This window comes from Bacillus australimaris, assembly GCF_001307105.1.
Lineage (GTDB): Bacteria > Bacillota > Bacilli > Bacillales > Bacillaceae > Bacillus > Bacillus australimaris.
Genome location: NZ_LGYN01000009.1, coordinates 1 through 25882, shown reverse-complemented (window position 1 = coordinate 25882; position 25882 = coordinate 1). Strand labels below are relative to the sequence as shown.

The window sequence follows — 25882 nt, the reverse complement described above, 5'->3', positions numbered from 1 at the left end:
AAGATACAAAACATCTGAGTGTGCGAAGGACATGTTTCAGGTATGATAGACATATTAACAAGAAGGGTTGGTGTTCTCTTTCATGATCATCTCTGAAAAGATATTCACAGTTCGTGGTTTGACCTATCGTATTCGATCCGCTTCAGCTTCCGATGCCAAACAGCTATCAGATCTTAGACTGAAAATTGATGGTGAAACAGAATATTTAGACCGTGAACCAGGCGAAGCCTTTCTTGATGAAAAAGCATTTGAGACTTTGATTCAAGAGGATGCCAAGCAAAGCCGGCATTTATTTTTGGTCGCTGATATCGAAGGAAAGATTGTCGGTTTTTCAAGGTGTGAGGGACATGCACTCAAACGCTCTGCTCACAAAGTGACATTTGGCATCGCTATACAAAAGGATGTCTGGGGCTATCACATTGGTAAAGAGCTTTTGGCCTCTTCTATTGAATGGGCTGATCAGCAAGGCATTCAGAAGATGTCACTTCATGTGCTGGAAACGAACCAAAAAGCCATTCGGTTATATGAGCGCCATGGCTTTTTGATTGAAGGTGTATTAAAAAATGATAAACAGCTGGGAGACGGTCTGTATTATGATACTGTTGTGATGGGCAGACAGCGACCAATTTCCTAACCGCTTACATTACATAGCCCCATATCATTGAAATCGCACTGTACATCAGAAGCAGCCCCATAACAAACTGGAACGGTCTCTGGTAAGCGGTCAAAAATCGCTTGAATAAAGAGCCGAATAGACTCCAGCTAAATGTACCGAGAAATCCAATAAGTGCAAGAATCAGCGTCAATATCATATACTGCATGTTGGACTGTCCATATGGAAGAACAAATGTTGAAATGACGGTTAACCCATATAAGATCGCTTTTGGGTTGATAAATTGCAGCAGCATACCAGGGATAAAATGATTGTAGCGGTCGAGAGTTTCATTATCTCCGCCTTTACTTTTCATGACTTTTACAGCTAAATACATCATGTATGCGGCTCCGATGAATGCCATGACCCAGCCTATTTTCGGCATCACTTGATAAAGTATGATATTAAAAAAACAACTCAAACACAAAATGACGAGAAATCCGATACCAACACCTAAACAAAATTTAAATGTTTGCTTGACCCCATATTTATTCGTAAAGACCATGGCCATGATGTTGTTGGGCCCTGGGGTGAAGCTGCTAACAAAAGCATAGATCAACATAGAAACGATCAAGTTGCCGCCCCCTTATACGTTATTTAGACTTTAATTACTTTATTACGTACGTTACGTTTTATTGTAACTTTCGGTCTTTATAAAGTAAATAGAGAAAGGAGCTTTTTTCATGGAAGACGTACAATTGATTATTTCTAAAAATGTGAGGATGCTTAGAGATCAAAAAAAATTAAGCCTCGAAAAGATGGCAGAATTAACTGGTGTCAGCAAGACCATGATTGGACAAATTGAAAGAGGCGAATCAACCCCTACCATCACGACTTTGTGGAAAATCGCCAACGGATTAAAGGTATCTTTTAGTGAGCTCATTTACGCACCACATCCTGAAATCAAGGTGGTTCGCAAGGAGGATGCACAGGTTTTAACAGAAGACGATGGAAGATATCGTGTGTATACGACGTTTCCTTTTGATGACCGCGGAAAATTCGAGATGTATCGGGTCGAAATTGACCGAGGCGGATCACTGCGTGCGACTGAACACATTGGTGGAACGCAAGAATTGATCACTGTTTTTGAGGGAGTGCTTGATTTATCCATTGGTGACGAACAATACACCTTAAAAGCTGGTGACTCCATTCGTTTTAAGGCGGACCGGACGCATACGTATAAACAATCCGGAGAACAAATGGTACGGATGCAAATGATTCTTTATTATCCTCAAGAAAAAAGCTGACAGGCTTGTCCACCTGTCAGCTTCCCATTTATTTAATTAAATCCTGGATCGCGTACAACCGTTCCAGTAAATGTGACTCTATATTTTCCTAATCCTAACTCTTCAATAGATGTTCGTTTTAAAATACCGACCCAGCCATCCTGTGCATATACAATACTGTCAGGGATGTTTGATGTCGTATATGTTCTTGTTACAGTTTCAGTTCGACTCGCTTGAACTGTTACTTCACTGTTTGCTTTCTCCTTTGCTTCCACCGGAGCAGTTGTGACTCCAGCCCCCGTTAAAACAATGACTCCAACCAAAACAGAAGACATGACCTTTTTCATAAAAAAAATCCCTCCCTTTTTTGTTGAACATATTAACCATACCATAATTTAGAACTTTCGTAAGTTATTTTTTCATTTTTTTGAAAATTATGATATGATTGTCTTATACTGGATAGAGGGTTTTACATACTTCTATGCATTTATTCTCATCTCATTCTAGTCAAACAATTGTAAACGGAGGTGATTTCATGAAAAAATGGCTCATCTGTTTTCAACTTGTTTTCCTCTTCACCTTGGCGATCACACCAATTGCTTCTGCTGTTAAATGTCCTACTGTGAAACCATGTATCATTGATGTTTGAGCATAAGAAAAGGCCGATCAAGAGTTATTCACTTGATCGGCCTTTTTTATTTATTTTTGCTCTGCTTCCCAGCGGGCAACCTCTTCTCTTACTTTAGGAGCTACTTCTTTTCCGAATAGCTCGATGGCTTTTAACACTTGATCATGCGGCATTGAACCAACCGGTACATGAAGCATAAAACGTGTGATGCCCACATTTTTTCTAAGGTGAATGACTTTCTCTGCTACGGTATCTGGATCTCCCACATACAGAGCACCTTCTAAAGTTCTCGCTGCATCAAACGTAGAACGAGTATAAGGTCCCCAGCCTCGCTCTCTCGCTAATGTGTTCATCACATGCTGTGTGGAAGGGAAAAATTGATCTGCTGCCAGGTCTGTTTCTGCCGCAACAAATCCATGTGAATGTGATGCCACAGTTAATTTTTCAGGGTCATGTCCAGCATGCACTGCCGCTTGCTTGTACAGCTGAACGAGCGGTGCAAACTGTCTAGGGCTTCCGCCAATAATTGCGAGTACAAGCGGTAATCCTAGTAATCCAGCACGTACGACGGATTCACGGTTACCCCCACTGCCGATCCAGATTGGAAGCGGATCTTGAACAGGTCTTGGGTACACCCCAACATCCTGAATGGCTGGGCGGTGTTTTCCGCTCCATGTTACGCGCTCTGACTGCTGCAGCTTCAACAGCAAATCAAGCTTTTCTTCAAATAATTCTTCATAGTCATCCAGATCATAACCAAAGAGCGGGAATGATTCAATAAAGGAACCACGGCCTGCCATGATCTCTGCACGCCCATTTGATAGTCCATCTAATGTTGCAAAATCCTGAAATACACGAACCGGATCTGCTGATGAAAGGACTGTCACTGCACTTGTCAGGCGAATATTCTTTGTTTGTGTTGCTGCAGCCGCTAAGACAACTGCTGGATTTGATGCGGCGAAATCCTCACGGTGATGCTCCCCTACGCCAAATACATCAAGACCGACTTGGTCTGCTAAAATAATTTCTTCGACTACTTCTCGAATACGCTGTGCGTGACTGACTGTTTTTCCTGTTTGAAAATCAGGTGTTGTTTCGACAAATGTACTAATTCCTAGTTCCATGATTGGAACCCCCTATCTTATAAATATGTCACAAATTCAGAGACTGGCTTTCTGTAGCCTCTTGCTTGTCTGCTCTCTACTTTTTCTTTTCCGAGTGTAATCATTAACACAGGAACCAAATCCGAGTTGATGTTCAGCACTTTTTTTACTGCTTCAGGGTCAAAACCGATCATTGGGCAAGTGTCCCAGCCTTTATTTTTAGCTGCAAGCATAAACAGCATAGCAGATAATGAAGCATTGCGGATCGCCTCTTCCTTTTGGAAATCTGCACCCCTCTGCTCATAAAAGCTCATCGTCTCTCTGACCATTTCTTCATATTGCTGCGCGTTTAAAATGCCTAGCATTTTCAGACCTTCATATATATCCCCTGCTCGCTCATAAGCATTTGGATCTCCCAATACGATGATCGCTGCTGAAGCGGAATGTACTTTATATTGTCCAAAAGCCGCTTCTCTTACTTGTTCTTTAAGCTCTTCTGTTTGGACGACAACATATTGTGTGTGCTGTAAGTTAAAAGCAGATGGTGCCAGCTTAACCTCTTCAAATATACTGTTGAGCTCTTCTCTCGAAATCGAGATATTTGGCAAAAAATTTGATGCGGATCGTCTTTCACGTACCAATGTATCAAAGTTGAGTGTCATTTTGTTTCCCCTTTTCATGAAGTTGTTGTGCACCTAAGCCGATTTTTTTCAACAATTCAATGAGCTGCTCTTTTTCGTCTTTTTCAATAAAGGCTAAATTTTGAGAAATGACATCTGTGTGTTTAGGAAAAATATCGTCAAACAATTGCTCCCCTTTTTCCGTAAGCCGCACATGGAAAACTCGCTTATCTGATGGGGCACATTGTCTTTTCACGAGCTCTTGTTTTTCTAGTTTGTTCACTACATATGTCATGCTTCCACTTGGGATTGACAAGATATCACTAATTTTTTGAACAGGCTGAGGCCCTTTACTGTAAAGCAATTCAAGGATTTGAAAGTTTTCAAATCCGATATCATAACGTTCAATGTCTTTTTGGATATTTGTAAAAAGGGCTTGATAGGCTTTCATCCACACGCGGAATAGCCTTAAATCTAATTCATGTTCATGCTGCACCATGGCAACTACTCCTTTTTCAAGAAATCCTAAAACTAGGATAAATTTATCCTAACACTAGGATATTTTCTTGTCAACGGGTTTGTTTCACAAAAAAAGACCACCTTGGATCAGTGGGCTTCTTCTTTTAAGATAAAATGCATTTCAGCAATTTGCTTGTATTGCCGTACTTCTTGTAATGAAAACCTGGATTCCAGATCTACTGGTGAAAATAGAGGAATTCCCCTTCCAATCATGACAGGTACGATTTGAAGAAAAAGCTCATCAACCAATCCTGCTTGTATTAAAGTCTGAAGAAGTGCCCCGCCGCCGACAAGCCAAATATGCTGACCTTGTTCATTTTTTAATTTTTTCACAAATGATAAGATATCTTCACGAATAATATCGGTTCCCTTCAGACTGTCTTGTAAAGTACTCGACATGATATAACATGTTTTCCCTTCATATGGAAACTCATCTGGTGACAGTAAAAGAACCTGTTCATAAGTATTGCGCCCCATGATCAGCGTATCGACTGACGCATAAAAATCGTCATAGTTCGTTTCTTCTTCGCCCTCTGTCCCAATTAGCCAATCGAGACGGTGATCCTCTCTCGCTAAATATCCATCAATACTCATCGCCCCATAAAAAAGCAGCTTCCTTTTCTCATTCAATCCCATCACTCCCTTCCCAATACAAGAACATACATTCTATTTAATTGTATCAGAAAGGAGCGACAAAGGATACCTCACCTTCTCCTTTTTTACGATTCCTGCTCCACCTTGATGAGAAGCTCGTATAATTTACGCGCGAGCTTACCGGCATCAATGGTCATTTCTTCATAAATCCATTCCTCAAGTACACCCACGACACCAGACACGACAAAAGAAGCTTCAATTTGTTCATTTTCTGTAATAGGCCGCTGATCAAGCTGCCATTCTTCCATCATTTTTTCTTTGAAAAAGGCTTTGAATTGATTGGTCGTTGGGCCATTCGGCTTTACAAATAACGTCAACATATATTGATTCGCTTTCAAATACTCAGTCGTTTTATTTAAAAAAGAAAGCATATCAAGAGGGTCTTGACTTGGAAAGGCTTCATCATATAATCCGCCGAGCTGATCGAATAGTTCTTTCTCAAGCTGTTCATATAAATCAAAAACATCTTGGTAGTGCAAATAAAAGGTTCCCCTGCCTAAATCCGCTTTTCTTGAAAGCTCCGAAACTGTAATCTGCTGCACTTCCTTTTCCTTTAACAATTCAAGAAAGCTTTCCCGAATGGCTCTTTTTGTTTTGATTGTTCGCCTATCCTTCATGAAATCCCCTCCGTTTTTGAACAATAAGACGCTAACTGTCTATTTATGAACAGGTTATCATCCATTGCCGATGTTCGATTTGTTTACTTCTTATTATAATCAACACATGTTCAATAAAATATAACTGTTTAAAAAAAGGAGGCCATCATATGCTTCATTTTAGACTTGCTAGGGAGGATGAACTCCCTCGAGTGGCAGAGTTGTTAGACGATTCGTTTCGGGATTACACATTTTTTGACTTGTTATGTGAAAAGGTCTCAAAGCGGTCTGCTTTCGCCCGGCAGCTGCATTTGGTCAATACAAAGGTATATTTTCAGCATCAAATCTGTCTTGTCGGAGTCGAGAACGAAAAAATTGTGTCCGCCGCCCTTTTAAAGCACCCGCATTTCCCTGAACCACGACTCATGGATTATGTGTTGTCAGGTGGGTTAAAGCTGCTCTTCACCGGCGGCATATCGGCGATTCAGCATGTGTTCCGTATTTTAAAGGAGGCCAAAAAAGCGTGCTTCTCCTTGAAGAAGCCTTATTGGTATTTAGAAGCACTTGTCGTTGCAAAAAACCAGCAAGGAAAAAAACTCGGAAGCCGCATGTTAAAGCAATGCCTTTTCCCCTTTATCGCCCGGCAAGGTGGCGGGCTGTTCACACTGATTACACACAATGAGGCCAATCGTCATTTCTATCGGAAAAATGGATGGGTGGAGTTTGATGAAAGGGTACTACGCGGAAAGGAAATGTCCTTACAAAGCTGGAGCTATAAAACCGTGATTAAATAAGGTATCCTCTTCAGGTGATGATATAATAGAATCAGTTCAAGCAACGATCATACTTGGAGGAGAGACTGATGATACGACGACTTGATCATATCGTGTTGACTGTACAACATATGGAGGACACCATTCGCTTTTATACAAACGTATTAGGAATGAAGGAAGAAACTTTTGGTAATGGCCGGAAAGCACTTCGTTTTGGTTTACAGAAGATCAATCTTCATGAAGCTGGTCATGAATTTGAGCCTAAAGCAGCTCATCCTCTTCCTGGTTCTAATGATTTGTGCTTTATCACCGATTTAGATATGGACAATTTGCTGCTGCATCTCCGGAAGCAAGTGGTGCCCATTGAAGAAGGACCGGTCAGGCGCAACGGTACATTAGGTCCGATTGAATCTGTTTATATCCGTGATCCTGATCTGAATTTAATTGAAATATCTCGATATATAGAGGAGGATGATCCGTCATGACTCGTTTATTTTTGAGACCAATTGAAGAACAAGATTATCCTGGTATTCAAAGAGGATGCCAGCAGGCAGAAACACTTTATATGACCGGCACACGCAAAACGTTCACACTAGAAGAAATTCGTTCCGCCTATACCCGCTTTTTGCAAGATGACAGCAGACGGGATTTCGCCATTTGTCTGCTAGACACGAAAGAGATGATTGGAGATGCGGCGATTGTGGACATTGATTCAATCAATCATACGGCAAGCTTCCGCATAGCGCTTCATGGGCCGGAGCATTTTCAAAAGGGCTACGGCACTGAAGCTGTTCGTATGGTTCAAGCATTCGCCTTTGACACATTAGAACTCAACCGTCTTGAGCTTGAAGTCTTTTCCCACAATCCAAGAGCCTTTCGAAGCTATGAGAAAGCCGGATTTCAATATGAAGGAAGAAGGCGTCAAGCGCTCTATTATAACGGGACATACTCAGATGTCATCATCATGGGCATCCTTCGTGAAGAATACAACCACATGATCAATAGAGATGCTCCTGCTTAAGAAGGGACATCTTTTTTAAAAAATTGAATTCCAGCAACGATGATCAAACAAATGATTGAAGAGAGAACGATAGAGACGCTTGATAGGCTAAGGGCCATGCCTTCCCATCTGCCAATGAAGAAACTGCCAATCAATAAAACCAGTCCAAATAAAATCAAGCAAATAGGGACGATCAACTCCGCATGGCGCTGCCGGCTTCTTTTCCCTGCCCACCATGAGAGACACAAAATAACGATTGTAAAAATAGCGGTTTGTAGCCAGAACATGTGATATCAACTCCTATTCTCTTTTTTGAATTTATACCAAGGGCTAAAATAAACGTCATTTTAGCCCTCTCCTTCACGTCATCGTGCTTTTCTTCATTTCTTTTTGTGGGGTCATCTCAGCAATATAAATTGCAACGAGAATAAGACTTGCACCTACCCACTCCATTCCTTCTACCATTTCTCTTAAGACAAAAAAAGCAAATACAGTTGCAAAAATAGGCTCTGTCAACTCTAAAAATTGAACCTTATTCGCTTCCAAATAGACTAGTGCTTTTGTCGTACAGTAGAACCCACCGATTGTAGGGAAAATCGCCAATGCTATTAAGGTAGGATACGTATTCACCTCTGGAACCGTCAAACCTTCTACATAGAAAGGTACAAATAAGTAAATGACACCAAACAGCATGAGATACCATATAAGTGCCAAACCACCGGTTAATGTGAATTTCTTAGTAAAAACAAGAAACAAGCCGTACCCAATTCCTGCAATGCACGCAAATAATGCGCCTACAGAAAGCTGACCAGAATCCGCTCCCTCAGCTATCGCCATCACACATAATCCTGCGGTGAGCAAAATAAAACCAGCAATCTTCAATACATTTTTTCGTTCTTTCAGAAGAAACGTACTAAAGATGAATGTAGTAAAAACGGCTGCACCTAATAACATAAACACAACAAATGGAACCGCTGCATAATGGTAGGCTGTCGTTTCAAAATAATACAGTACAAAAATCCCCAGAAACGAGCAGAGAGCTATCTGCTTCAGATGTTTTTTTAATCGGAGCACTTGATATTTAAATTCTTGGTGAAACGAGAAAAAAACAGATAGAGCAGCAAAAGCAATCAAACACTTATAAAATGAAACAGCTGTTGGACTAAGATGACTTGCAAACAACCCTTTACTGAATATACCGACACTGCCATTTAATACGGCTGCCCCTAACGCTAATAAAACGCCTAAAAGAAACTTATTTTTCATCCATTCTCCCTCATTTGTTGAATAGGTAGCTTCTGATTCCTGATCAAGTCTTTTATTAAAGGGTCATTGTGATTTGATGAAAAAAATACGCCACCCATCTTATGATTTAACTTTGCATATGTTGCATCCTTCATCATGACTCGATGTGCCTTAGCGATATTCCAATATGGAATACTTGCTTGAAGATGGTGTGTCAAATGATAATTCTCTGCATGAATACTTAAGAAAAAGGCTTCTATCCAATGGCTAAAACGATTTCGCGTCATTTGAATACTCTTCTTATGATTAAGCATGAGCGGATAGTGTTCAGCAATTTCGATAAACCAACCAATGACCATAAACGCTGTAAAATACGGAATCACCCAATACAAGATCAAATGCATGAATAAGCCAAAATAGAGAAGTACGCCGCATATCACAAGCCACATCACAATCATTTTTGCATATTGTTTTGGATACTTTGTGATTTGCAACATTCGATGTTTAAAAACATATACAGCATAACTAAAAATATTTAATAAAAACAATGGTCTTAAGACATATTTATAGAAGAAATGCTGATGGTCTCGAAGCTCATATAATCCCACTTCCAAATGATATTGATAATCTGGATCTTTGCTCGGGTTTCCTAAATGCATATGGTGACCTTTCACATGTGAATCTTGATAGATATGAAACTCTTGACCAATTAAATACCCTGAGAAGTATGTTCCCAACAAGCGATTGAGTTTTTTACTTTTTGCCAGGCATAGATGCGATGCATCATGAAGGATAGTCGCAAGAGCCCTCTGTCTTGAACCAATGATCAACAAAGATAGGATGTAAAAAGCGATATGAAACTGACTTAAAACAATAGCAAAAGCAATCATTGCATAATCATACAGAATACCCAATATCCCTCTATAGTTGTTAGATTGGTATAAAGGCTTTAGCTCATCTCTCATTTCTTTTGAAAAACGATAATACTCATAATTAGCCACAATCATTCCCTCACTTTTCTTAAGCACAATACAAAATGACATATTATGTATTTTTATAAAATATATTACATTAAAATACATAATACCTCAATTCCTTTTTTTGGTTTTCTCAAGAAATTCGAAAGGAATGACTCTTCTATCAAAAAAGAGACCTCATCTAACGGTCTCTTCAATGTCTATCATTAATTGCTACATTCGTTATTCTGCCGCAGCCTCTTCTGCCTTCCCCTTCCAAATCAGGGTCAATCCTAATCCAAGAAATAAGACAACACCTGCGAATAGAAATGGGAAATGAATATTTTGATCGAATAAAATGCCACCAAGTGCTGGGCCGAAAATTGTACCTAGGCTTGTGTAGGTGGAGTTCATCCCTGCGACAAATCCTTGCTGGTTGCCAGCGATTTTCGATAAGAAAGTCGTTAATGCTGGACGCAATAAATCAAACGCAAGGAAAATGATACATGTGACGATCAGTACAACCAAAAATCCTGACACGACGGTTGAAACGAAAGCAAGGACAGCTCCAACAATCAAGCATAGCTGAATGACTCTTTTCTCTCCTAGAGCATTTACTAGTTTTCCAAACACAAGTACTTGGATGATGACAGCCACAATTGAGCTGACGGTAATGATCACCGCAATATCCTTTGGTCCAAATCCAAACTTATGATTTGTAAACAAGCTAAAGACTGTTTCATATGCAGATAGCCCAAATGAGAGAACAAATACAATGATAAAGGCGATGAGATAGCTTGGATGAATCGATTTTTTCAAGTCTTTAAAGAAAGTCGATTCTTCCACTTCATTCATTTGCTTCGCTCGTTCTTCTTTTGTTAATGGCTCCTTCAGCATAAACATTGACGAAATGACGGCAATTAACGCAATACCTGCAGCAAAGAAAAATGGCAGGCGTACGCCATATTCTGCGATAAATCCACCAATTCCCGGGCCGATAATAAAACCGGTACTAATGGCTGCAGAGACATATCCCATCGCCTTTGATCTTTCTTGAACAGTCGTAATATCTGCAACATAGGCAGTAACAGCCGGCATGATAAACGCTGCACTAATACCGCCTAGAAGCCTTGCAACATACAGAACATACACGTGAGTCCCAAGACCAAAGACGAGTTCTGATAACGCGAATAGAAACAGCCCACATACAATCATAACCTTTCTTCCATAGCGGTCTACCCATCTCCCAGCAATAGGTGATGCAATGAGCTGTGCAACGGCAAACGCCGCCACAAGGTAGCCCATCGTACTCCCTGTTAGATGCATCACATTCATGAATAGCGGCATGACAGGAATGATGAGACCGATGCCTAAAAACACTATAAAAATATTACTTAATAAAATCACGAGTACAGCTTTTTGCTCACGAATTGGTTTTTGCATGATGTATGTTTCCCCTTTACTGACTCACTTGTTACTCATGATGGTTGATTCCGTGAATAAACAATGAGATCGCCTCTTTTTGTAACTCTTTCTTCTGTTGGATGGTGTCATTTTTATATAAAACGTCTAATCCATAAAAAACGGAAAGTAATATTTTCACTTTTGACTCCACATGCTGGATGGACCAGCTGCCGTCTCTGTTTCCTTCAAGTAAAATATCTCTCATCACATCATCAAAATCGACATCTATCTTGTTCAGCCGTTCCATGACTTCATCTGATGTAAAGGCACTAGCACAAAATTCCTCACTTGCTCTCATTAATGGGTAATTAATCCCTATTTGACTGAGCAGCTCTGCAAATCCGGCGAGCTTATCGATAGCTCGTTGCAGTGTTTTTTTCTCTTCATGCCACGTTTCCATCATCAAACGATGATCCTCTTCCATAATATGAAGGAATAAAAACTCTTTTCCTTTAAAATGGTGATAAAGATTGCCTTTACTAACCTCAGCAGCCTCTAAAATATCCCGCACAGAAGTTTCTGAATATCCTTTTTTCGCAAATAAATCACGAGAAGCGGTGACGATTTTTTGCTTCGTTTTCTCACTCTTTCCAGCCCCGCTTTGTGTACTTGTCATTTGTCACAATTCCTTTCTACCCTGCATTTCTTTTATACGGACAAAAAAACCGACCAGTTGGTTTATTTTTTTATTATAAATGGATCTTCCTTATAATACAATGAAAAAATCATCGATCTTATAAGGAGTGATTCATGCAAAAACACACAAAGCGGTCATTTCATAGCTGCTCTGGCCTACTATCTGTTCAAATTTAAATCACCCATGTTTTATGAATGTGCGGGGATCATATCGAAAATTTATTCCTTTCAAGTATTCTCGTTAGTTTTATTTAATTTTTCTTAACATTTAACTTCACTTAAATATAAACATTACCTATAATAGAATTGAGGTGATGTCATTGGATGAGGAAATCATTCATTACGGTAAAAAAATCATTGAATACTCGAATGCTCTAGGCTCCATCTATGTAGAAGAGTATCAACGATTTTTAAAACATGAGTATGCAGATTTATCAGCCAAACAAGAGCTGACACTCGAGTTGTTGCGCACTAAAACAAGAACAATCAATGAATTAGCTGATTATTTTTCGATTTCTGCCAGCGCAGCTAGCCAGCTCGTATCAAAGCTTGAGCAGCTCGGCTATGTCAAAAGAGAAATTAATCCACATAACCGAAGAGAAATCATTGTTGATTTTGCTCAAAAGGGCCATGACTATCACAAAAATACGGAAGACATTCAATTGCACCTGATTCAAAAATACTATGCAAAGCTTCCAAAAGAAGATTTAAAAACTTTATTAACTCTGTACGAAAAAATCTATCAGATTGCGAAAGAAGCACCTTAATACGGTGTTTCTCTCATCAATATTTAAGTTAGATAAACTATTAAGGGGATGAAAATATGAATATCATTCATTTACAAGATGGGCGTCACATCGGTTTGAATCAATACGGGGATCATGAAGGATTTCCAGTATTCTTTTTTCATGGAACACCTGGTTCTAGAGTGATGTTTTTAGATGATGATCCAATCTCTCAAGAGCTCGGCGTTCGTCTCATCTGTTTGGATCGACCTGGATTTGGTTTATCTACCCCTCTACCTGACCGTACAATTTTAGGTTGGGCAAAAGACGTACTAGAAGTGGCAGATTACCTTGGTATTCAACATTTTTCAGTGATGGGCGTCTCTGGAGGCGGCGCATTCGCTGCTGGTTGTGCCTATCAATTGACGAACCGAGTCCTTTCAGCCGCTCTGATCTCAAGTACAACCCCTTTTAGAGACGGAAAACCTCCTAAAAGCATGCTGAAAGAAAACAAACTAGCTTTTTTCCTCAGTAAGAAGTTTCCTTGGCTATTAAAAGCAAGCTATCGTTCCCAGAAAAAAATGATTGAGAACAAACCAGAGAAATTTAAGAAGCTAGCCAAAAATGGGAACAAGCATTTACATCCGTGGGATCGGCAATTCCTTCAAACTGATGAGCAGTTAGAGATGATGATGACACATTTACACGAAGCTACTCGTCAATCGGTAGATGAATGTATTCATGAACCCGTTTTACTCTCACAGCCATGGGCGTTCGATATGCAAGATATTCAAATCCCTGTTGATGTCTGGCATGGGAAAGAGGATACAATGGCTCCATTTGTAGAAATAGAAAAAATCGCTCTGACGATTCCAAACGTCAAAACCTATTTTATAGATCAAGCGGGGCACTTTCTTACAGATGTAGACGAGATATGGCGAGATATTTTACTCTCTTTAAAGGAACGTGCTGAACATCAGAGGCATGCATAAAAAAAGACCCAATATCACTCGGGTCTTTTTCTTCATTAATACTGTTCATAATACTTCTGCACTTTATCTGGATCCTTTGTCTTCGTCAGTGCCAGCATGAGCAGAATACGTGCTTTTTGTGGGTTTAATGAATCAGACGACACAAAGTGATGTTCATCATCCGTTTTTTCGTGCGTGACAATTCCATTTCCCGTACGGCTTGATCTCACGAGAACCACGTCTTTTTTCACTGCATCTGTTGCCCCTTTGATGGCTTCTGTTGACATCGTTCCATTTCCTACTGCGGCCACGACAATGCCTTTCGCTCCTGCTTTTACTGCGGCATCATACATATATTTTTGATCATTTTGATAGCCGTATAAAATATCGACTTGCGGCAACTCTTTTATTTTCGATACATCAAATTCACTTTCAGTCGTATGTTTTCTTGTCGGTTCGTTATAAAAGGACACTACTTCACCTGCAACTTCTCCGATGTATCCTTGCTCAAGTGACTTGAAGGCATCGGTTGTGGTCGTGTTTGTTTTCGTAACAAATCGAGCCGAAGCAATTCGGTCATTTAATGTGACCATGACCCCTTTGCCCTTTGCTTCTTTTGTGGATGCAATTTTCACAGCTTGGTACAAGTTAAGAGGACCATCTGCACTGATAGCAGAGGCTGGTCTCATTGAGCCAACGACCACTACAGGCTTATCACTTTTAACAACTAGATGTAAAAAGTAAGCTGTTTCTTCAAGTGTATCTGTTCCATGCGTGATGACAATGCCATCCACTTGATCATCGTTTAAAAGTTGATTCACTCGTTTGGCTAATTTTAAAAGAAGAGCGTTATCAACGTTTTCACTGCCGACATTCGCTACCTGCTCTCCCGTGACATTTGCAATATCCTTTAGCTGTGGAACTGAAGCAATGACTTTATCAATGCCTAGTGAACCAGATTTATAGCCCGTCGTATCTGTATCGCTATCTGAACTTCCAGCTATCGTCCCACCTGTCGCTAATACCTTAATATTCGATAAGGACTTATTCCCTGTTTCAACCGCCTTGTTTTTCTCTTTTGTTTCACTGGATACGTTTTCTTTTTCACTTTGAGTATTCTCTTGAGTGCCTGTGTTCGCACAAGCTGCTGTCGCAAGTAATAAAACAGAAAGAAGGACAGCACCTAACCATTTGGTCATGTTCATTGGATCATCTCTTTTCCTCATTTGATGGGTTCATGGCTAAATCTCTTTCTATAGGATTTACTTTATACCATTCCTTCATTCATCGACATGAGGCTAAAGATATAGAACCAAATAAAGGTAAAAAGGGGCATATTTTTTAAAATTCCCTCAATTCTTAATGCCTAACTTTACTTCAATCAAATGATGATACCATGTAGTAACTTCACAAAAAAGTATCATATGTAGTTTTAGCTACTGGTTCTGCGATTCTTCTTTTTAATGCATAAAAAAACACCGAGGAAGTCAATCCTCAGTGATGATAATCATTATTTTATAACTGTACCAGCATGTGAAAAGATCGGATCTTTCAATTCAAAATCAAATGTCTTTCCATCAACAACACCGACTGTTTTTTCACTGTCATAAAGCTCAAGCATACAAGCTGCCATTTCTTTTGATGTATGATATTTCTTGAAATTGCCTTCATATTCAAATTCGTCTACATCTAATGAACGCTTTGCAAATTCTGATTCTGTCGCAGATGGCGCTAATACTTTTGCCTGTAATTTGGCTCCTTTTCCTTTCAATTCTAGGGCCAGTCCTTCTGTAAAGGCGCTCACGTAAAACTTCGTTGCTGAATAGGTGACGGCATTACCAACGACTATATAGCCTGCTCGTGAAGAAATGTTGATCAACTGTGCTCCCTCTACTTGTTCATAATCTCGAACAAACAAAGTGGATAAAATCGTTAATGCTTCGATATTCAGATGAAGCATATCTCCAATTTTATTTACATCCTGTTCCCCAATTGAGCCGAAATGACCAAACCCTGCATTATTAATGAACGTATCCAACTCATATTCTGACAATGACTCATAAAATGAATACACTTGCTCGATGTCTGTTAAATCGACAGATTGTACGTCTACTTTGATATCGGGATATTGATCAAGAATTCTTTTCTTCAGTTCTTGGAGTTTATCGAGCCGGCGAGCGGCTAACACAAGATTTTTTCCTCGTGCTGCAAAGGCGAGAGCCGCCTCATATCCAATACCTGAACTTGCTCCTGTTATGACTGTATAGCCCATTTTATATCCCCCTCTTAGCGTCTTTCTAACTGGTTAAATTATAGCGGGAGCATTTCGCTCTAGTCAATTTTGAAGAGAGTCAAAGGTGGTACAACTCCTCACTCATTTCCTTTTGAATCATTTTGGAGGATGTCATGCTGAGATTTCTTTGTTAGTTTTTGAAAAACCAATTGGTAGGAATGTTCGATTAACTCTTCTACAAATGCAGATGGAATGTCTGCATCAAGGTAAATGGAATTCCAATGAGTCTTATTCATATAGTAGCCAGGGATAATTCCTTCATGCATCTCTCTTAGTTCCTCGGCACGATGTGGATCACATTTTAACGTGATGACAGGCTTTCGATTCGCATCTCCCCCCATCATAGCAAACATCTTTCCGCCAATATGATAACGATCCGCCTGCCACTCAGGTTGATAATCATGGGTTGTTCCTTTTAAAGACAGACAAAATGCCTGTAGCTGCTCTCTTTTCATTTCATTCGCTCCTTTTTTAAGAGATCGTCTATTCTATCTATTATATCGACATATAGGAATAAATCTGATCTTTTAACACCCGCTTCTTTCTCAGAAACAAAAAAAGCACAGACTCGTTGTATCCTGTGCTTTTACATCAATCTTCTTATCTTATTCAAAAGCCTTCTTTAATTGATCTCCCATCAGATGCCAAGCCTCTTCAGCTATGGCTAAATCTCCGGCGTGTGTAAAGCCGTGAGGGACACCCTTAAATTGTTTGTACGTGACGTCTACCCCAGCTTCTTTTAACTTGGCAGCATATTGCTCCGCTTCTTCAGCAAGCGAATCCTTCTCTGCTGTGATCACGAGTGCTGGAGGCAATTGTGCTAAGGATGAGTGATCTGCAAAAACCGGAGAAACGAGCGGATTGTGCGGATCTTGGCCTTGCAGATAGAAGGAATTAAAGAGTCTCGCCAATTCAACTGGGATCGCTTCTTCAAACGCTGGCTTTTGTGCTGGATCAGTGGCTAGATCAAGTGGCGGATAATCAAGCACTTGATAGACAACCGGGATTTTGTTCCCTTTTTGAATATTTAATAGACAAGCAGCCGTTGCTAAGTTTCCTCCTGCGCTATGCCCGCCAATGGCTAGTCTATTGGAATCTATTTGAAGCTCATCAGGATGTTCATACAGCCACTTCAGCACATCGTAGCATTCATGAAGAGCGGCTGGGAAAGGATGCTCAGGTGCTAGCTGATACTCCACATTCACGACGATACATTGTGCTCGGTCTGCAATGACCGGACACCATGGATTATCCATTTCAGCACTGCCCATGATAAATCCGCCACCATGTAAATTCACAAAAACAGGAAGCGGCTGCTTTGTTGTGACGACCGGCTTAAATACCCATACCTTTGTTTCGCCAGCACTTGTTGGAATGTCATATTCCATTTTATTCACTTCAGGAGGATGGACTGGTTTTAGTTCCGATAGACTCGGTAATGAACCTTCTGATGGTTGACGTAATGATTCAGCGATTTTGATTTGTTCTTCTAAGTTCATGATCTCAGTCTCCTATCTTATTCATTCTTCTTACTCATTCGTTCTTTTTTCCTCTTTTCCTCCTATTGAATCAGCGGTAAATGCTATATTTGGTCATTTTTTATGTATCTCCCCATTTTTGCTCTCTTTGAAACAAGCATTTGGGTAAATAAAAAAGCACTGCGGCGCTAGATCCTCAGTGCTTTTCATCTATCTTATGATGCTTGTTGTTCTACCTTCACTCGTTTAATGAAGAAAGCGATAATTAATCCAATGACGGTCATGATCACAGCAAAAATAAATGCATGCTGGACGCCATTTGTAAAGGCAAGCAGCTGGTTCATTGGATTTTCAGGATCAGCCACATTTTTCATAAAGCTGCGGGCTCCTGATGAAAGGATCGAGATACCGATCGCAGTACCAATGGCTCCTGCTACCTGCTGCAATGTATTCATAATCGCTGTACCGTGCGGATAAAGCTCTGGCGGCAGCTGATTTAATCCATTCGTTTGAGCAGGCATCATGATCATCGCGATTCCGATCATTAATGTAATATGAAGGGTCACAATAAATCCAATCGATGTATTCACACTTAGATTCGTAAAGCCAAACATCGTCGCTGCGACAATGGCAAGCCCTGGAATCACAAGCCATTTTGGTCCAAACTTATCAAATAAACCACCCATGATTGGAGAGAGCAGACCATTGATAATTCCACCTGGCAATAGCATTAAACCTGCTGTAAATGTAGATAGCGCCAAGGACGTTTGCAGATATAATGGCAAAATCATCATAGCAGACAGCATCACCATCATACACACTAAGATCAGAAGTAACCCGATGACAAACATCGGATATTTAAACGGGCTTAAGTTAAGCATTGGTTCTTTCATGTTCAACTGTCTTAAGGAGAACACAAGGATTCCTATGACACCAACTACAATCGCAACGATGACATGCATACTGCTCCAGCCGCCGCCTTCTCCGGCACTACTAAAGCCGTATACAATTCCACCGAAACCAATGGTTGAAAGTACAATCGATAAAATGTCGATTTTCGGTCTTGTTGGTTCCGTAATATTTTGCATGTAAATAAAACCGAATACCAATGCAGCAATTAATAAAGGAAGTGAAATCCAGAAAATCCAATGCCAAGTCAATGATTTCAGAATAAGACCAGAGACTGTCGGGCCGACAGCTGGTGCAAACATAATCACGAGACCAATGATCCCCATTGATCTGCCTCGTTTATGAGGCGGAATGATCACTAAAATCGTATTAAACATTAATGGAAGAAGCAATGCTGTGCCGACTGCCTGCACGACACGTGCCACCATTAAAATACTAAAGACCGGCGCAACCGCCGCAATAAATGTTCCAATGATTGAAAAGACGAGCGATGTAATAAAAAGCTGTCTTGTGGTAAACCATTGAAGAATGAGTCCTGAAATTGGTACGAGAATACCAAGTGTTAATAAATATCCTGTTGTCAGCCACTGAGCTGTCGTCGCTTCAATTCCAAAGTCTAACGTTAAATTTCTCAGCGCCATATTTAATGCCGTTTCACTGAACAGACCAATAAATCCAGCTGTGATAAAAGAAATAATAATGGGCAGCGTTCGAATATCGGAAGCTGCTGCTTGCTGTTTATTCATAGTAAGTTGGCTCCTTTTCTTTTTGAATTGAGATGAACTATAGGAAGTCAGGGTGGTCAAAAATGAGCCACTTCAATGTCTATTGAAAGACGGATAAAATCTGTTTTTCTGCAGCAAATTGAGCAATTTTTTCGATTGAATAGCCAGATTCATGAATATAAAACATGAGTTCAGGCGTCATTGGAGAAGACATACATAATGTTGTCAGTTCTATATCCTGTATGTTCGCTTCCCCCTTTTCTCTCGCTTCCTCAAGTAAATCACGAATGATTTGTCTTAGTGATTGACTGTAATGAGAATCATACACTTTACTTGTCTGCTCTAAATTCCCAGAGATTGTGAGCATCCGAATCCAGTCTAAATGATGACCGACGATGAGATGAATTTCTTCGAGAACATAGCGCAAACGTTCACGAACCGGCTGATCACTTATTTTACTTAAGTATAAATGCAAAGCTGGGATCAGCTGTTCAAATCTCTCCCCAAGGATAGAAAGGCACAGATCACTTTTATTGGCGTAGCGGCGATAAAGAGTGCCCTGCCCAACACCAGCTGTTTTCGCAATTTTATGCATGCTGACATTTTCTACACCAAATTCTTGAAACAAAGAGAAAGCGACCTCTTCAATTTCCTTCCCAATATCCTTTTCCACCGTGCTCACCTTCTTTACCTTCATCCACATGACACTCATCTCTATATGTTAAATCAAAACACTTTAGGCTCTTCTTAGGACAATTGTCCCGATATTATCTTACGGACAACTGTCCGCATTGTCAATCATTATTTTTTACCTATCATCCTTCTTTTATTTCTATTAAATGAAAGCTGTTTATCATTATTTAGACCGATTTTCCATTGTGAGAGAATCATGTATGATCAATAAAGAAAGCGCTTCCAAAAAGGAAAGGAGAATGCTTATATGACTTACCGAATGAAAAGAATGTTGATGCTGCTTGTCACTGGATTGTTCTTGAGTTTGTCCACATTTACTGCGAGTGCCTCAGCACAAACAGGTGGATCATTTTATGAACCTTTTAACAACTATAATACGGGGTTATGGCAAAAAGCCGATGGGTATTCAAATGGCAACATGTTTAACTGTACGTGGCGTGCAAATAATGTGTCAATGACCTCTTTAGGTGAACTGCGTTTATCCCTCACAAGTCCCTCCTATAACAAGTTTGACTGTGGTGAAAACCGCTCTGTTCAAACATACGGCTATGGTCTTTATGAAGTCAGCATGAAGCCAGCCAAAAATGTTGGGATCGTGTCTTCGTTCTTTACTTATACGGGACCTACTGATGGTACACCTTGGGATGAAATTGATATTGAATTTCTAGGAAAAGATACAACAAAGGTTCAGTTTAACTACTACACGAATGGTGTAGGAAATCATGAAAAGATTGTCGACCTTGGTTTTGATGCAGCGAACTCTTATCACACGTATGCTTTCGACTGGCAGCCTAACTCTATCAAATGGTATGTCGATGGACAATTAAAGCATACCGCCACCACTCAAATTCCTCAAACACCAGGGAAAATCATGATGAACCTGTGGAATGGTGCAGGTGTCGATGAATGGCTCGGCTCTTACAACGGTGTTACTCCACTTTACGCCCATTACAACTGGGTGCGTTACACAAAAAGATAACCACATCACAAAACCTGTGACTTGTCACAGGTTTTTCTTCGTTTAAATAGAGCTGGTTTTTAGTTGATGAGCTAGCTTTTCTTCATAGCTGTGGATAATATCTTCATAACTATCTATTTTAAAATCCAGTCGTTTAATGGTTTCTTCGATTTCCTTTTGTTTTTCGACGAGTCTTTCTCGTTCATTGACCAAAATGTTTTTTCGCGAAGACAAGGTATGATCATCTCCCTCAAAAAATAAAGCTGTATATTCTCTGAGCGCGTCAATCGAGAGTCCCGCATTTCTCATACACTTGATAAATTCAATCCATTGAAGATCATCCTCTGTATAATCACGAATCCCATGATCGTCACGTTTGATTGGTCTAATCAAACCAATATTTTCGTAATATCTAAGTGTCGCAGTGGATAAATCGAGCTGTTTTGCGGCTTGTGCAATTTTCATTGTTTTCACCCTCCTCTTCTTCTCACACCTTACGGATTTCCTTTTCCCATCATCTCTAATCTGGTCGAGAAAGCAAGATGCTTTTGGCTCAATTCTTGATGCAAGAATGAAGCTAAAGCCTGACTGTTTAATAGAAGAGGGTTCCATGTTGACTTAGAGTTCACTTTAAGACGTACAGTATAGAAGAAAGAATCGAATCTTATTTTTGAAAGGATGATCAAGTATGTGTCAGACGCACCAATCAAACGTTTTAAGTGTTTCACATGCAAAGGCCAACTTTGAACGGACAACCATTGAACGACGAGCGCTTCGTCCACATGATATTTTAATTGATATTCAATTTAGCGGGATTTGTCATTCAGATATCCACAGCGCTTTTGATGAATGGGGCGGCGGCATTTTCCCGATGGTTCCGGGTCATGAGATTGCTGGGGTCGTTGCAGCTGTAGGTGATGATGTGACGAAGTTTCAGATCGGAGACCGTGTAGGTGTTGGTTGTTTTGTGGATTCCTGCGGCATTTGTGAATATTGTCAAAATGGAGACGAGCAGTATTGCACGAAAGGGGTCGTCCAAACCTATAACAACCTTGACTATGACGGGAAACCGACTTATGGGGGCTATAGTCAAAAGATTGTCGTGACAGAGCGATTTGTCGTCAGCATTCCTGATCAACTACCTCTTGATGCCGCTAGTCCTCTTCTCTGTGCTGGCATTACCACTTATTCTCCATTAAAGCACTGGAAGGCAGGCCCTGGCAAAAAGGTTGCTATTGTCGGAATGGGCGGACTTGGTCATGTCGCCATTCAATTCGCACGCGCACTTGGCGCTGAAGTAACGGTTTTAAGCCGCTCTTTGAATAAAAAAGAAGAAGCACTGTCATTTGGTGCGAAAGACTATTTTGCGACAAGTGATCCTGATACGTTTCAGACACTAGCCGGTCAGTACGACCTCATACTCAATACGGTCTCTGCCAATATCAATGTAGACGCCTATTTGTCCCTACTTCGTGTGGATGGAACCTTGGTAAATGTCGGTGCACCGCCTGAGCCAGACAAATTCCACGTCTTTTCATTGATTACTGGCCGCCGTAGCATTGCCGGTTCTCTCGTTGGCGGCATCCAAGAAACACAAGAAATGCTTGATTTCGCAGCGGCTCACAACATTGCACCACAAATTGAAGTGATCAACGCAAACCAAGTCGATGAAGCGTATGAACGTGTGCTGAAAAGTGATGTTCGTTACCGGTTTGTGATTGATATTTCTACGTTGTGATTGATATTTGTTTTAAGAGACTAGCCTGATTGGCTGGTCTTTTGTTATGTTTCAACCTTTTCCTTTTACACAGGTCTATGCAATGGACATTTCACAGCAAAAAACCTCTGAAATTCGCGCAAAAATTATTGACACAAAAATAAAAAACATGTTATTATTAAAAATTTGGTTATTACACCTCCATTTGTGATACCCTTATAGTAGATACAATTTATGGAGGTGGATGAAATGTTTCAAATTGGTGATAACATTGTTTATCCAATGCACGGAACAGGCATAATTGAAGCCATAGAAGAAAAGAAATTTTCTGCCGAAACAGAAGAGTATTATGTCATTAAAATGTCCGTCAGCCAGATGAAAGTGATGATTCCAACAAAGAAAATGTCAGGGTCAAACATAAGAGCAGTTACGGATATACTTGCCATCAAGAACATTATCCACATTTTTCAGAATGGAACCTCAGATACATTATTGTCCTGGAAAGAAAGGTATAAAATCAATACAAACAAAATCAAAACAGGCGATATCCAAGAAGGCGCTGAAGTTGTACGTGACCTCTTGCGAATGAAAAAAGAAAAACCACTCAATTCAAGCGAAAAGAAAATGCTGGATGATGCTTATGAGTATTTGATTAGTGAACTGGAAGTCATCGAAGGAATTACCGAAAAACAGATTAGGAGCTTTTCTTAAAAGTTTATACCATTTTTTCACTCCCGCCTTCTCCCTCGTTTGTTGATCATTCTCTACGAATAACTCCACGCCCTTTCACTTCGTAAAGAAAAAGAAATTATTTAGGCAAATTCCGCATTTTGTAAATCCAATATGCTATACTGTTATTAAACCTTTGAAGCATGAATTTTTTTGCGATTACCTTGTAACATCTCCCTACTTGTACGCTGAGTAGGGTTTTTTATTGAAAAAATGCGTGAAAGCATAAAAAAACAGGCTCTCTACAGAGAACCTGTTTTAAAAGGATAAAGATTAAGCAGTTTTTTGAACGTTAGCAGCTTGAGCTCCACGAGAACCTTGCTCTACGTCAAATGTTACTTTTTGACCTTCGTCTAAAGATTTGAATCCGTCACCTTGGATAGCTGAGAAATGTACGAATACATCGTCGCCTTCTTCACGTTCGATAAATCCAAAACCTTTTTCTGCGTTAAACCATTTTACTGTACCTTGTTCCATGTTTGTTGCCTCCTCGTGCGTATACCACACAATGTATTATACTATCCTTGCCCAAAGTATCCTCAAGACGAAAAGTCTTTCTTCATGCTATCCTTTACGCCGAACAAAAATAATTATTCTTATTGTAGCATGAATCGGAAATAATTGCAATTTAGGATTAGAAAGAACATCACACATGATATGGGACACTAAATAGACAGGGGAAGCTTAATTATGGAAATTTTTGATTAAAAAGAAAAAACTCTCCTTTGTAGCGCGTCCCCTTGTGCATAAAATCAGTTTTTTCAGCTCCAAAAAGGGAATCTTTATCTAAATTCTCTCTAAAATCGACCTAACAAAATTTGTTTTTCCCTCTGCATATTTATGTTTGTCATTTTTATTTACACTTGATAGGTTAAGTTTAAGCTGTTGATACTCACTTCTTGCTAGTTCGTTACTTCTCAGGTAATCTCTAAAATTTATTTGTTCAAGTAGATATCTATTGCCCGTTTGATACATATGGATTTGGTGTGTACGCGGTTCTCCTTTGCTGAAATAGTGTCTTTCAGGCAACACATTGGTTCCTCTATATAAATAACCAAGCCCTTGCAAAGCTGTTACGCATTGTTCTCCGTCAACAAAATGATTGATTTCAATTGCAATATCAATAATTGGCTTTGCACTCAAACCACTTACTGCTGTACTTCCAATATGGTGAACATTCACTATGTACTGACCGATAACTTCTACTATTCGTTTCTTTTCCATACCAAATTCTTTAACCCATTCAGCAGACCAAGGAACTAAAAAAACTTCCCCTCTTGGTAATCCAAGCATTTACTCAACTCCACTTTATAATTTTGTTGTTTATTGGAATGATACGTCACATACGTAGAGAATACCTTACTAATAGTTGTGTAGGATTTAGCAATATAACCTTTTAAACGTTATTAGTATGATTGGACTGCATAATATAAAAATATTATTCTCAAACAAAAAATCCACTCACTTAAGATGAGTGGACATTCATTTAGATAAAACTTGCTAAACATTTTCCGACTCAAGTCTATTTAACCAATTATCGACTAATGAGTTAAATACATCGGGTTGTTCAATCTGAAGATTGTGACCACCCATATCAAGCACCGCAAAAGTGGCTCTTGGATAATCTTCGATGAGCCGCCACGCATCGCGATATCCCACTACATTGTCCTGACGCCCTGTGATAATGAGCGTTGGATACTTAAGTTCAGATGAAATATCGAAGGTAAAACCATAACCATTTTGTTGAATGTTGTTGATGAAGTCATGATTTGTTTGTTTAGAAGGAAGGTAAATTTCATCTCGAAATCTTTCCCATTCCGTTTTTCCTTGCACAACTGCCAGGGAGCAAAATTCATCTGCCTCCTCTGAAGACAATTGTGATATGAAGCTGCTGTCACTTTTTAAAACCGTCGCCTCTGGTACGACTCTTTTATCGAATTCTGGTATAGTCATTGGCGCCACAAGCAGTAATCCACGAACAGTTTCCTGACGTGAACGAACGATGCCTCTGGCTATGTACCCTCCATATGAATAACCACAAACAATAAACTGTTCATCAGGGATAACCTCGTCCAAAAGTCGCAATATCGCTTCTAGCATATCATCAGAGTTCTGAATTGACGGATGTGGCTTTGAACGCCCCATACCAGGTAAGTCTATGTATATTCTCTTCCAACCGCTTCTTTTTTCGAATACTGGTTCCAATGCATGTAACATTACTTGATGGTCTAGTGTCCAACCATGCAAGATCACGATCGGATACCCTTCTCCAATGACTTTATGGTAAATTGACATGTATTTATTTCCCCTTTCCTACTCTTCAATATTTTATCACAATTTCAGCAAAATTCTTTGTTTCACTGAACTTGGTATCATCGTAAACTGTCATATTTAACTGTTCAAATTAATTAGAAAGCACAAAAAAACCAAAGGTCTACAACCTTTGGTTTCTTAGATGCGGCCGAGAGGACTTGAACCTCCACGGGTTATTCACCCACTAGGCCCTCAACCTAGCGCGTCTGCCATTCCGCCACGACCGCGTGTATGATGTGCTCATATATTCATAAGTGCACTGTTTGAAAAAACAATGCGGGTGAAGGGACTTGAACCCC

General features: G+C 39.9%; 32 protein-coding genes and 1 tRNA gene. 10 read left to right on the top strand and 23 right to left on the bottom strand.

The window, feature by feature from the left end; genetic code table 11:
• Positions 1 to 82: 82 nt before the first annotated feature.
• The gene (locus AKG37_RS06505; protein ID WP_060698069.1) at positions 83 to 634 is read left to right on the top strand and encodes a GNAT family N-acetyltransferase; all 552 of its coding nucleotides are present in this window, start codon (positions 83 to 85) and stop codon (positions 632 to 634) included.
• 4 nt (positions 635 to 638) lie between these two features.
• Here the strand turns inward: AKG37_RS06505 and AKG37_RS06500 are convergent, their stop codons facing one another.
• The gene (locus tag AKG37_RS06500; protein ID WP_060698068.1) at positions 639 to 1226 is read right to left on the bottom strand and encodes a LysE family transporter; all 588 of its coding nucleotides are present in this window, start codon (positions 1224 to 1226) and stop codon (positions 639 to 641) included.
• Positions 1227 to 1335: 109 nt separating this feature from the next.
• On the opposite strand from AKG37_RS06500, the gene AKG37_RS06495 reads away from it, so the two are divergent.
• A complete protein-coding gene (locus AKG37_RS06495) occupies positions 1336 to 1899 on the top strand; it encodes a helix-turn-helix domain-containing protein (protein ID WP_060698067.1) in 564 nt (187 codons plus the stop codon).
• Positions 1900 to 1931: 32 nt separating this feature from the next.
• Here the strand turns inward: AKG37_RS06495 and AKG37_RS06490 are convergent, their stop codons facing one another.
• From AKG37_RS06490 to AKG37_RS06465, 6 genes are all read right to left on the bottom strand, one after another.
• Complete coding sequence (locus tag AKG37_RS06490; protein WP_060698066.1) at positions 1932 to 2225, bottom strand: hypothetical protein; 294 nt, start codon at positions 2223 to 2225, stop codon at positions 1932 to 1934.
• Between the two features lie 352 nt (positions 2226 to 2577).
• On the bottom strand, positions 2578 to 3630 hold the full coding sequence (locus tag AKG37_RS06485) for an LLM class flavin-dependent oxidoreductase (protein ID WP_060698065.1): 1053 nt from the start codon (positions 3628 to 3630) through the stop codon (positions 2578 to 2580).
• A gap of 17 nt (positions 3631 to 3647) precedes the next feature.
• On the bottom strand, positions 3648 to 4271 hold the full coding sequence (locus AKG37_RS06480) for a nitroreductase family protein (protein WP_060698064.1): 624 nt from the start codon (positions 4269 to 4271) through the stop codon (positions 3648 to 3650).
• Positions 4255 to 4728, bottom strand: coding sequence for a MarR family winged helix-turn-helix transcriptional regulator (locus AKG37_RS06475; RefSeq protein WP_060698063.1), 474 nt, complete (start codon positions 4726 to 4728; stop codon positions 4255 to 4257). The genes AKG37_RS06480 and AKG37_RS06475 overlap by 17 nt, the downstream gene beginning before the upstream one ends.
• 107 nt (positions 4729 to 4835) lie before the next feature.
• On the bottom strand, positions 4836 to 5378 hold the full coding sequence (locus AKG37_RS06470; protein WP_060698077.1) for a dihydrofolate reductase family protein: 543 nt from the start codon (positions 5376 to 5378) through the stop codon (positions 4836 to 4838).
• Between the two features lie 89 nt (positions 5379 to 5467).
• Positions 5468 to 6019, bottom strand: coding sequence for a TetR/AcrR family transcriptional regulator (locus tag AKG37_RS06465; protein ID WP_060698062.1), 552 nt, complete (start codon positions 6017 to 6019; stop codon positions 5468 to 5470).
• 149 nt (positions 6020 to 6168) lie between these two features.
• On the opposite strand from AKG37_RS06465, the gene AKG37_RS06460 reads away from it, so the two are divergent.
• From AKG37_RS06460 to AKG37_RS06450, 3 genes are all read left to right on the top strand, one after another.
• Positions 6169 to 6792 carry a GNAT family N-acetyltransferase gene (locus AKG37_RS06460; protein ID WP_060698061.1) on the top strand — a complete coding sequence of 208 codons (624 nt, stop codon included), beginning with the start codon at positions 6169 to 6171 and terminating at the stop codon, positions 6790 to 6792.
• 68 nt (positions 6793 to 6860) lie between these two features.
• On the top strand, positions 6861 to 7256 hold the full coding sequence (locus AKG37_RS06455) for a VOC family protein (RefSeq protein WP_060698060.1): 396 nt from the start codon (positions 6861 to 6863) through the stop codon (positions 7254 to 7256).
• Positions 7253 to 7792, top strand: a complete 540-nt coding sequence (locus AKG37_RS06450; protein ID WP_060698059.1) for a GNAT family N-acetyltransferase — start codon at positions 7253 to 7255, stop codon at positions 7790 to 7792. The genes AKG37_RS06455 and AKG37_RS06450 overlap by 4 nt, the downstream gene beginning before the upstream one ends.
• On the opposite strand, the gene AKG37_RS06445 is transcribed toward AKG37_RS06450, so the two are convergent.
• The 5 genes from AKG37_RS06445 to AKG37_RS06425 form a co-directional block, all read right to left on the bottom strand.
• Positions 7789 to 8058 carry a YesK-like family protein gene (locus AKG37_RS06445; RefSeq protein WP_060698058.1) on the bottom strand — a complete coding sequence of 90 codons (270 nt, stop codon included), beginning with the start codon at positions 8056 to 8058 and terminating at the stop codon, positions 7789 to 7791. The genes AKG37_RS06450 and AKG37_RS06445 overlap by 4 nt on opposite strands.
• A gap of 73 nt (positions 8059 to 8131) precedes the next feature.
• The gene (locus AKG37_RS06440; RefSeq protein ID WP_060698057.1) at positions 8132 to 9037 is read right to left on the bottom strand and encodes a DMT family transporter; all 906 of its coding nucleotides are present in this window, start codon (positions 9035 to 9037) and stop codon (positions 8132 to 8134) included.
• Positions 9034 to 10098, bottom strand: coding sequence for a guanitoxin biosynthesis L-arginine gamma (S) hydroxylase (gene gntB / locus AKG37_RS06435; protein WP_078060981.1), 1065 nt, complete (start codon positions 10096 to 10098; stop codon positions 9034 to 9036). Before gntB ends, AKG37_RS06440 begins: the two co-directional genes overlap by 4 nt.
• A gap of 117 nt (positions 10099 to 10215) precedes the next feature.
• Positions 10216 to 11415: an MFS transporter gene (locus tag AKG37_RS06430; protein ID WP_060698055.1), complete on the bottom strand. Its 1200-nt coding sequence runs from the start codon at positions 11413 to 11415 to the stop codon at positions 10216 to 10218.
• 31 nt (positions 11416 to 11446) lie between these two features.
• A complete protein-coding gene (locus AKG37_RS06425; protein ID WP_060698054.1) occupies positions 11447 to 12052 on the bottom strand; it encodes a TetR/AcrR family transcriptional regulator in 606 nt (201 codons plus the stop codon).
• A gap of 334 nt (positions 12053 to 12386) precedes the next feature.
• Here AKG37_RS06425 and AKG37_RS06420 point away from each other — a divergent pair, with 334 nt between their 5' ends.
• The gene (locus AKG37_RS06420; protein ID WP_060698053.1) at positions 12387 to 12839 is read left to right on the top strand and encodes a MarR family winged helix-turn-helix transcriptional regulator; all 453 of its coding nucleotides are present in this window, start codon (positions 12387 to 12389) and stop codon (positions 12837 to 12839) included.
• A gap of 56 nt (positions 12840 to 12895) precedes the next feature.
• On the top strand, positions 12896 to 13789 hold the full coding sequence (locus tag AKG37_RS06415; protein ID WP_060698052.1) for an alpha/beta fold hydrolase: 894 nt from the start codon (positions 12896 to 12898) through the stop codon (positions 13787 to 13789).
• A 35-nt stretch (positions 13790 to 13824) separates the two neighbouring features.
• Here AKG37_RS06415 and AKG37_RS06410 read toward each other — a convergent pair whose 3' ends face one another.
• From AKG37_RS06410 to AKG37_RS06385, 6 genes are all read right to left on the bottom strand, one after another.
• A complete protein-coding gene (locus AKG37_RS06410; protein ID WP_060698051.1) occupies positions 13825 to 14973 on the bottom strand; it encodes a type II asparaginase in 1149 nt (382 codons plus the stop codon).
• Between the two features lie 305 nt (positions 14974 to 15278).
• Complete coding sequence (locus tag AKG37_RS06405) at positions 15279 to 16040, bottom strand: SDR family NAD(P)-dependent oxidoreductase (RefSeq protein ID WP_060698050.1); 762 nt, start codon at positions 16038 to 16040, stop codon at positions 15279 to 15281.
• A 98-nt stretch (positions 16041 to 16138) separates the two neighbouring features.
• Positions 16139 to 16516: an MmcQ/YjbR family DNA-binding protein gene (locus tag AKG37_RS06400; RefSeq protein ID WP_060698049.1), complete on the bottom strand. Its 378-nt coding sequence runs from the start codon at positions 16514 to 16516 to the stop codon at positions 16139 to 16141.
• A gap of 150 nt (positions 16517 to 16666) precedes the next feature.
• A complete protein-coding gene (locus AKG37_RS06395) occupies positions 16667 to 17560 on the bottom strand; it encodes an alpha/beta hydrolase (RefSeq protein ID WP_060698048.1) in 894 nt (297 codons plus the stop codon).
• Positions 17561 to 17754: 194 nt separating this feature from the next.
• Entirely contained in the window at positions 17755 to 19194 is a 1440-nt protein-coding gene (locus AKG37_RS06390; RefSeq protein WP_060698047.1) for a DHA2 family efflux MFS transporter permease subunit, read from the bottom strand.
• Between the two features lie 79 nt (positions 19195 to 19273).
• On the bottom strand, positions 19274 to 19846 hold the full coding sequence (locus tag AKG37_RS06385; protein WP_060698076.1) for a TetR/AcrR family transcriptional regulator: 573 nt from the start codon (positions 19844 to 19846) through the stop codon (positions 19274 to 19276).
• Between the two features lie 267 nt (positions 19847 to 20113).
• Here AKG37_RS06385 and bglS point away from each other — a divergent pair, with 267 nt between their 5' ends.
• Complete coding sequence (gene bglS / locus AKG37_RS06380; RefSeq protein ID WP_060698046.1) at positions 20114 to 20845, top strand: beta-glucanase; 732 nt, start codon at positions 20114 to 20116, stop codon at positions 20843 to 20845.
• A 42-nt stretch (positions 20846 to 20887) separates the two neighbouring features.
• Here the strand turns inward: bglS and AKG37_RS06375 are convergent, their stop codons facing one another.
• A complete protein-coding gene (locus AKG37_RS06375) occupies positions 20888 to 21289 on the bottom strand; it encodes a MerR family transcriptional regulator (RefSeq protein ID WP_060698045.1) in 402 nt (133 codons plus the stop codon).
• 223 nt (positions 21290 to 21512) lie between these two features.
• Between AKG37_RS06375 and AKG37_RS06370 the strand changes: the two genes are divergently transcribed.
• Positions 21513 to 22562, top strand: a complete 1050-nt coding sequence (locus AKG37_RS06370) for an NAD(P)-dependent alcohol dehydrogenase (RefSeq protein WP_060698044.1) — start codon at positions 21513 to 21515, stop codon at positions 22560 to 22562.
• A gap of 228 nt (positions 22563 to 22790) precedes the next feature.
• On the top strand, positions 22791 to 23252 hold the full coding sequence (locus AKG37_RS06365) for a CarD family transcriptional regulator (protein ID WP_060698043.1): 462 nt from the start codon (positions 22791 to 22793) through the stop codon (positions 23250 to 23252).
• 291 nt (positions 23253 to 23543) lie between these two features.
• Here AKG37_RS06365 and AKG37_RS06360 read toward each other — a convergent pair whose 3' ends face one another.
• The 4 genes from AKG37_RS06360 to AKG37_RS06345 all read right to left on the bottom strand — a co-directional run bounded on the left by AKG37_RS06360 (position 23544) and on the right by AKG37_RS06345 (position 25810).
• Positions 23544 to 23747 (bottom strand): cold-shock protein, encoded by a 204-nt coding sequence (locus AKG37_RS06360; protein ID WP_003214229.1) that lies wholly within the window; start codon positions 23745 to 23747, stop codon positions 23544 to 23546.
• 309 nt (positions 23748 to 24056) lie between these two features.
• Positions 24057 to 24563, bottom strand: a complete 507-nt coding sequence (locus AKG37_RS06355; protein ID WP_060698042.1) for a GrpB family protein — start codon at positions 24561 to 24563, stop codon at positions 24057 to 24059.
• A 207-nt stretch (positions 24564 to 24770) separates the two neighbouring features.
• Entirely contained in the window at positions 24771 to 25565 is a 795-nt protein-coding gene (locus tag AKG37_RS06350) for an alpha/beta fold hydrolase (protein WP_060698041.1), read from the bottom strand.
• A gap of 161 nt (positions 25566 to 25726) precedes the next feature.
• Positions 25727 to 25810 (bottom strand) — tRNA-Leu (locus AKG37_RS06345).
• Positions 25811 to 25882: the final 72 nt, after the last annotated feature.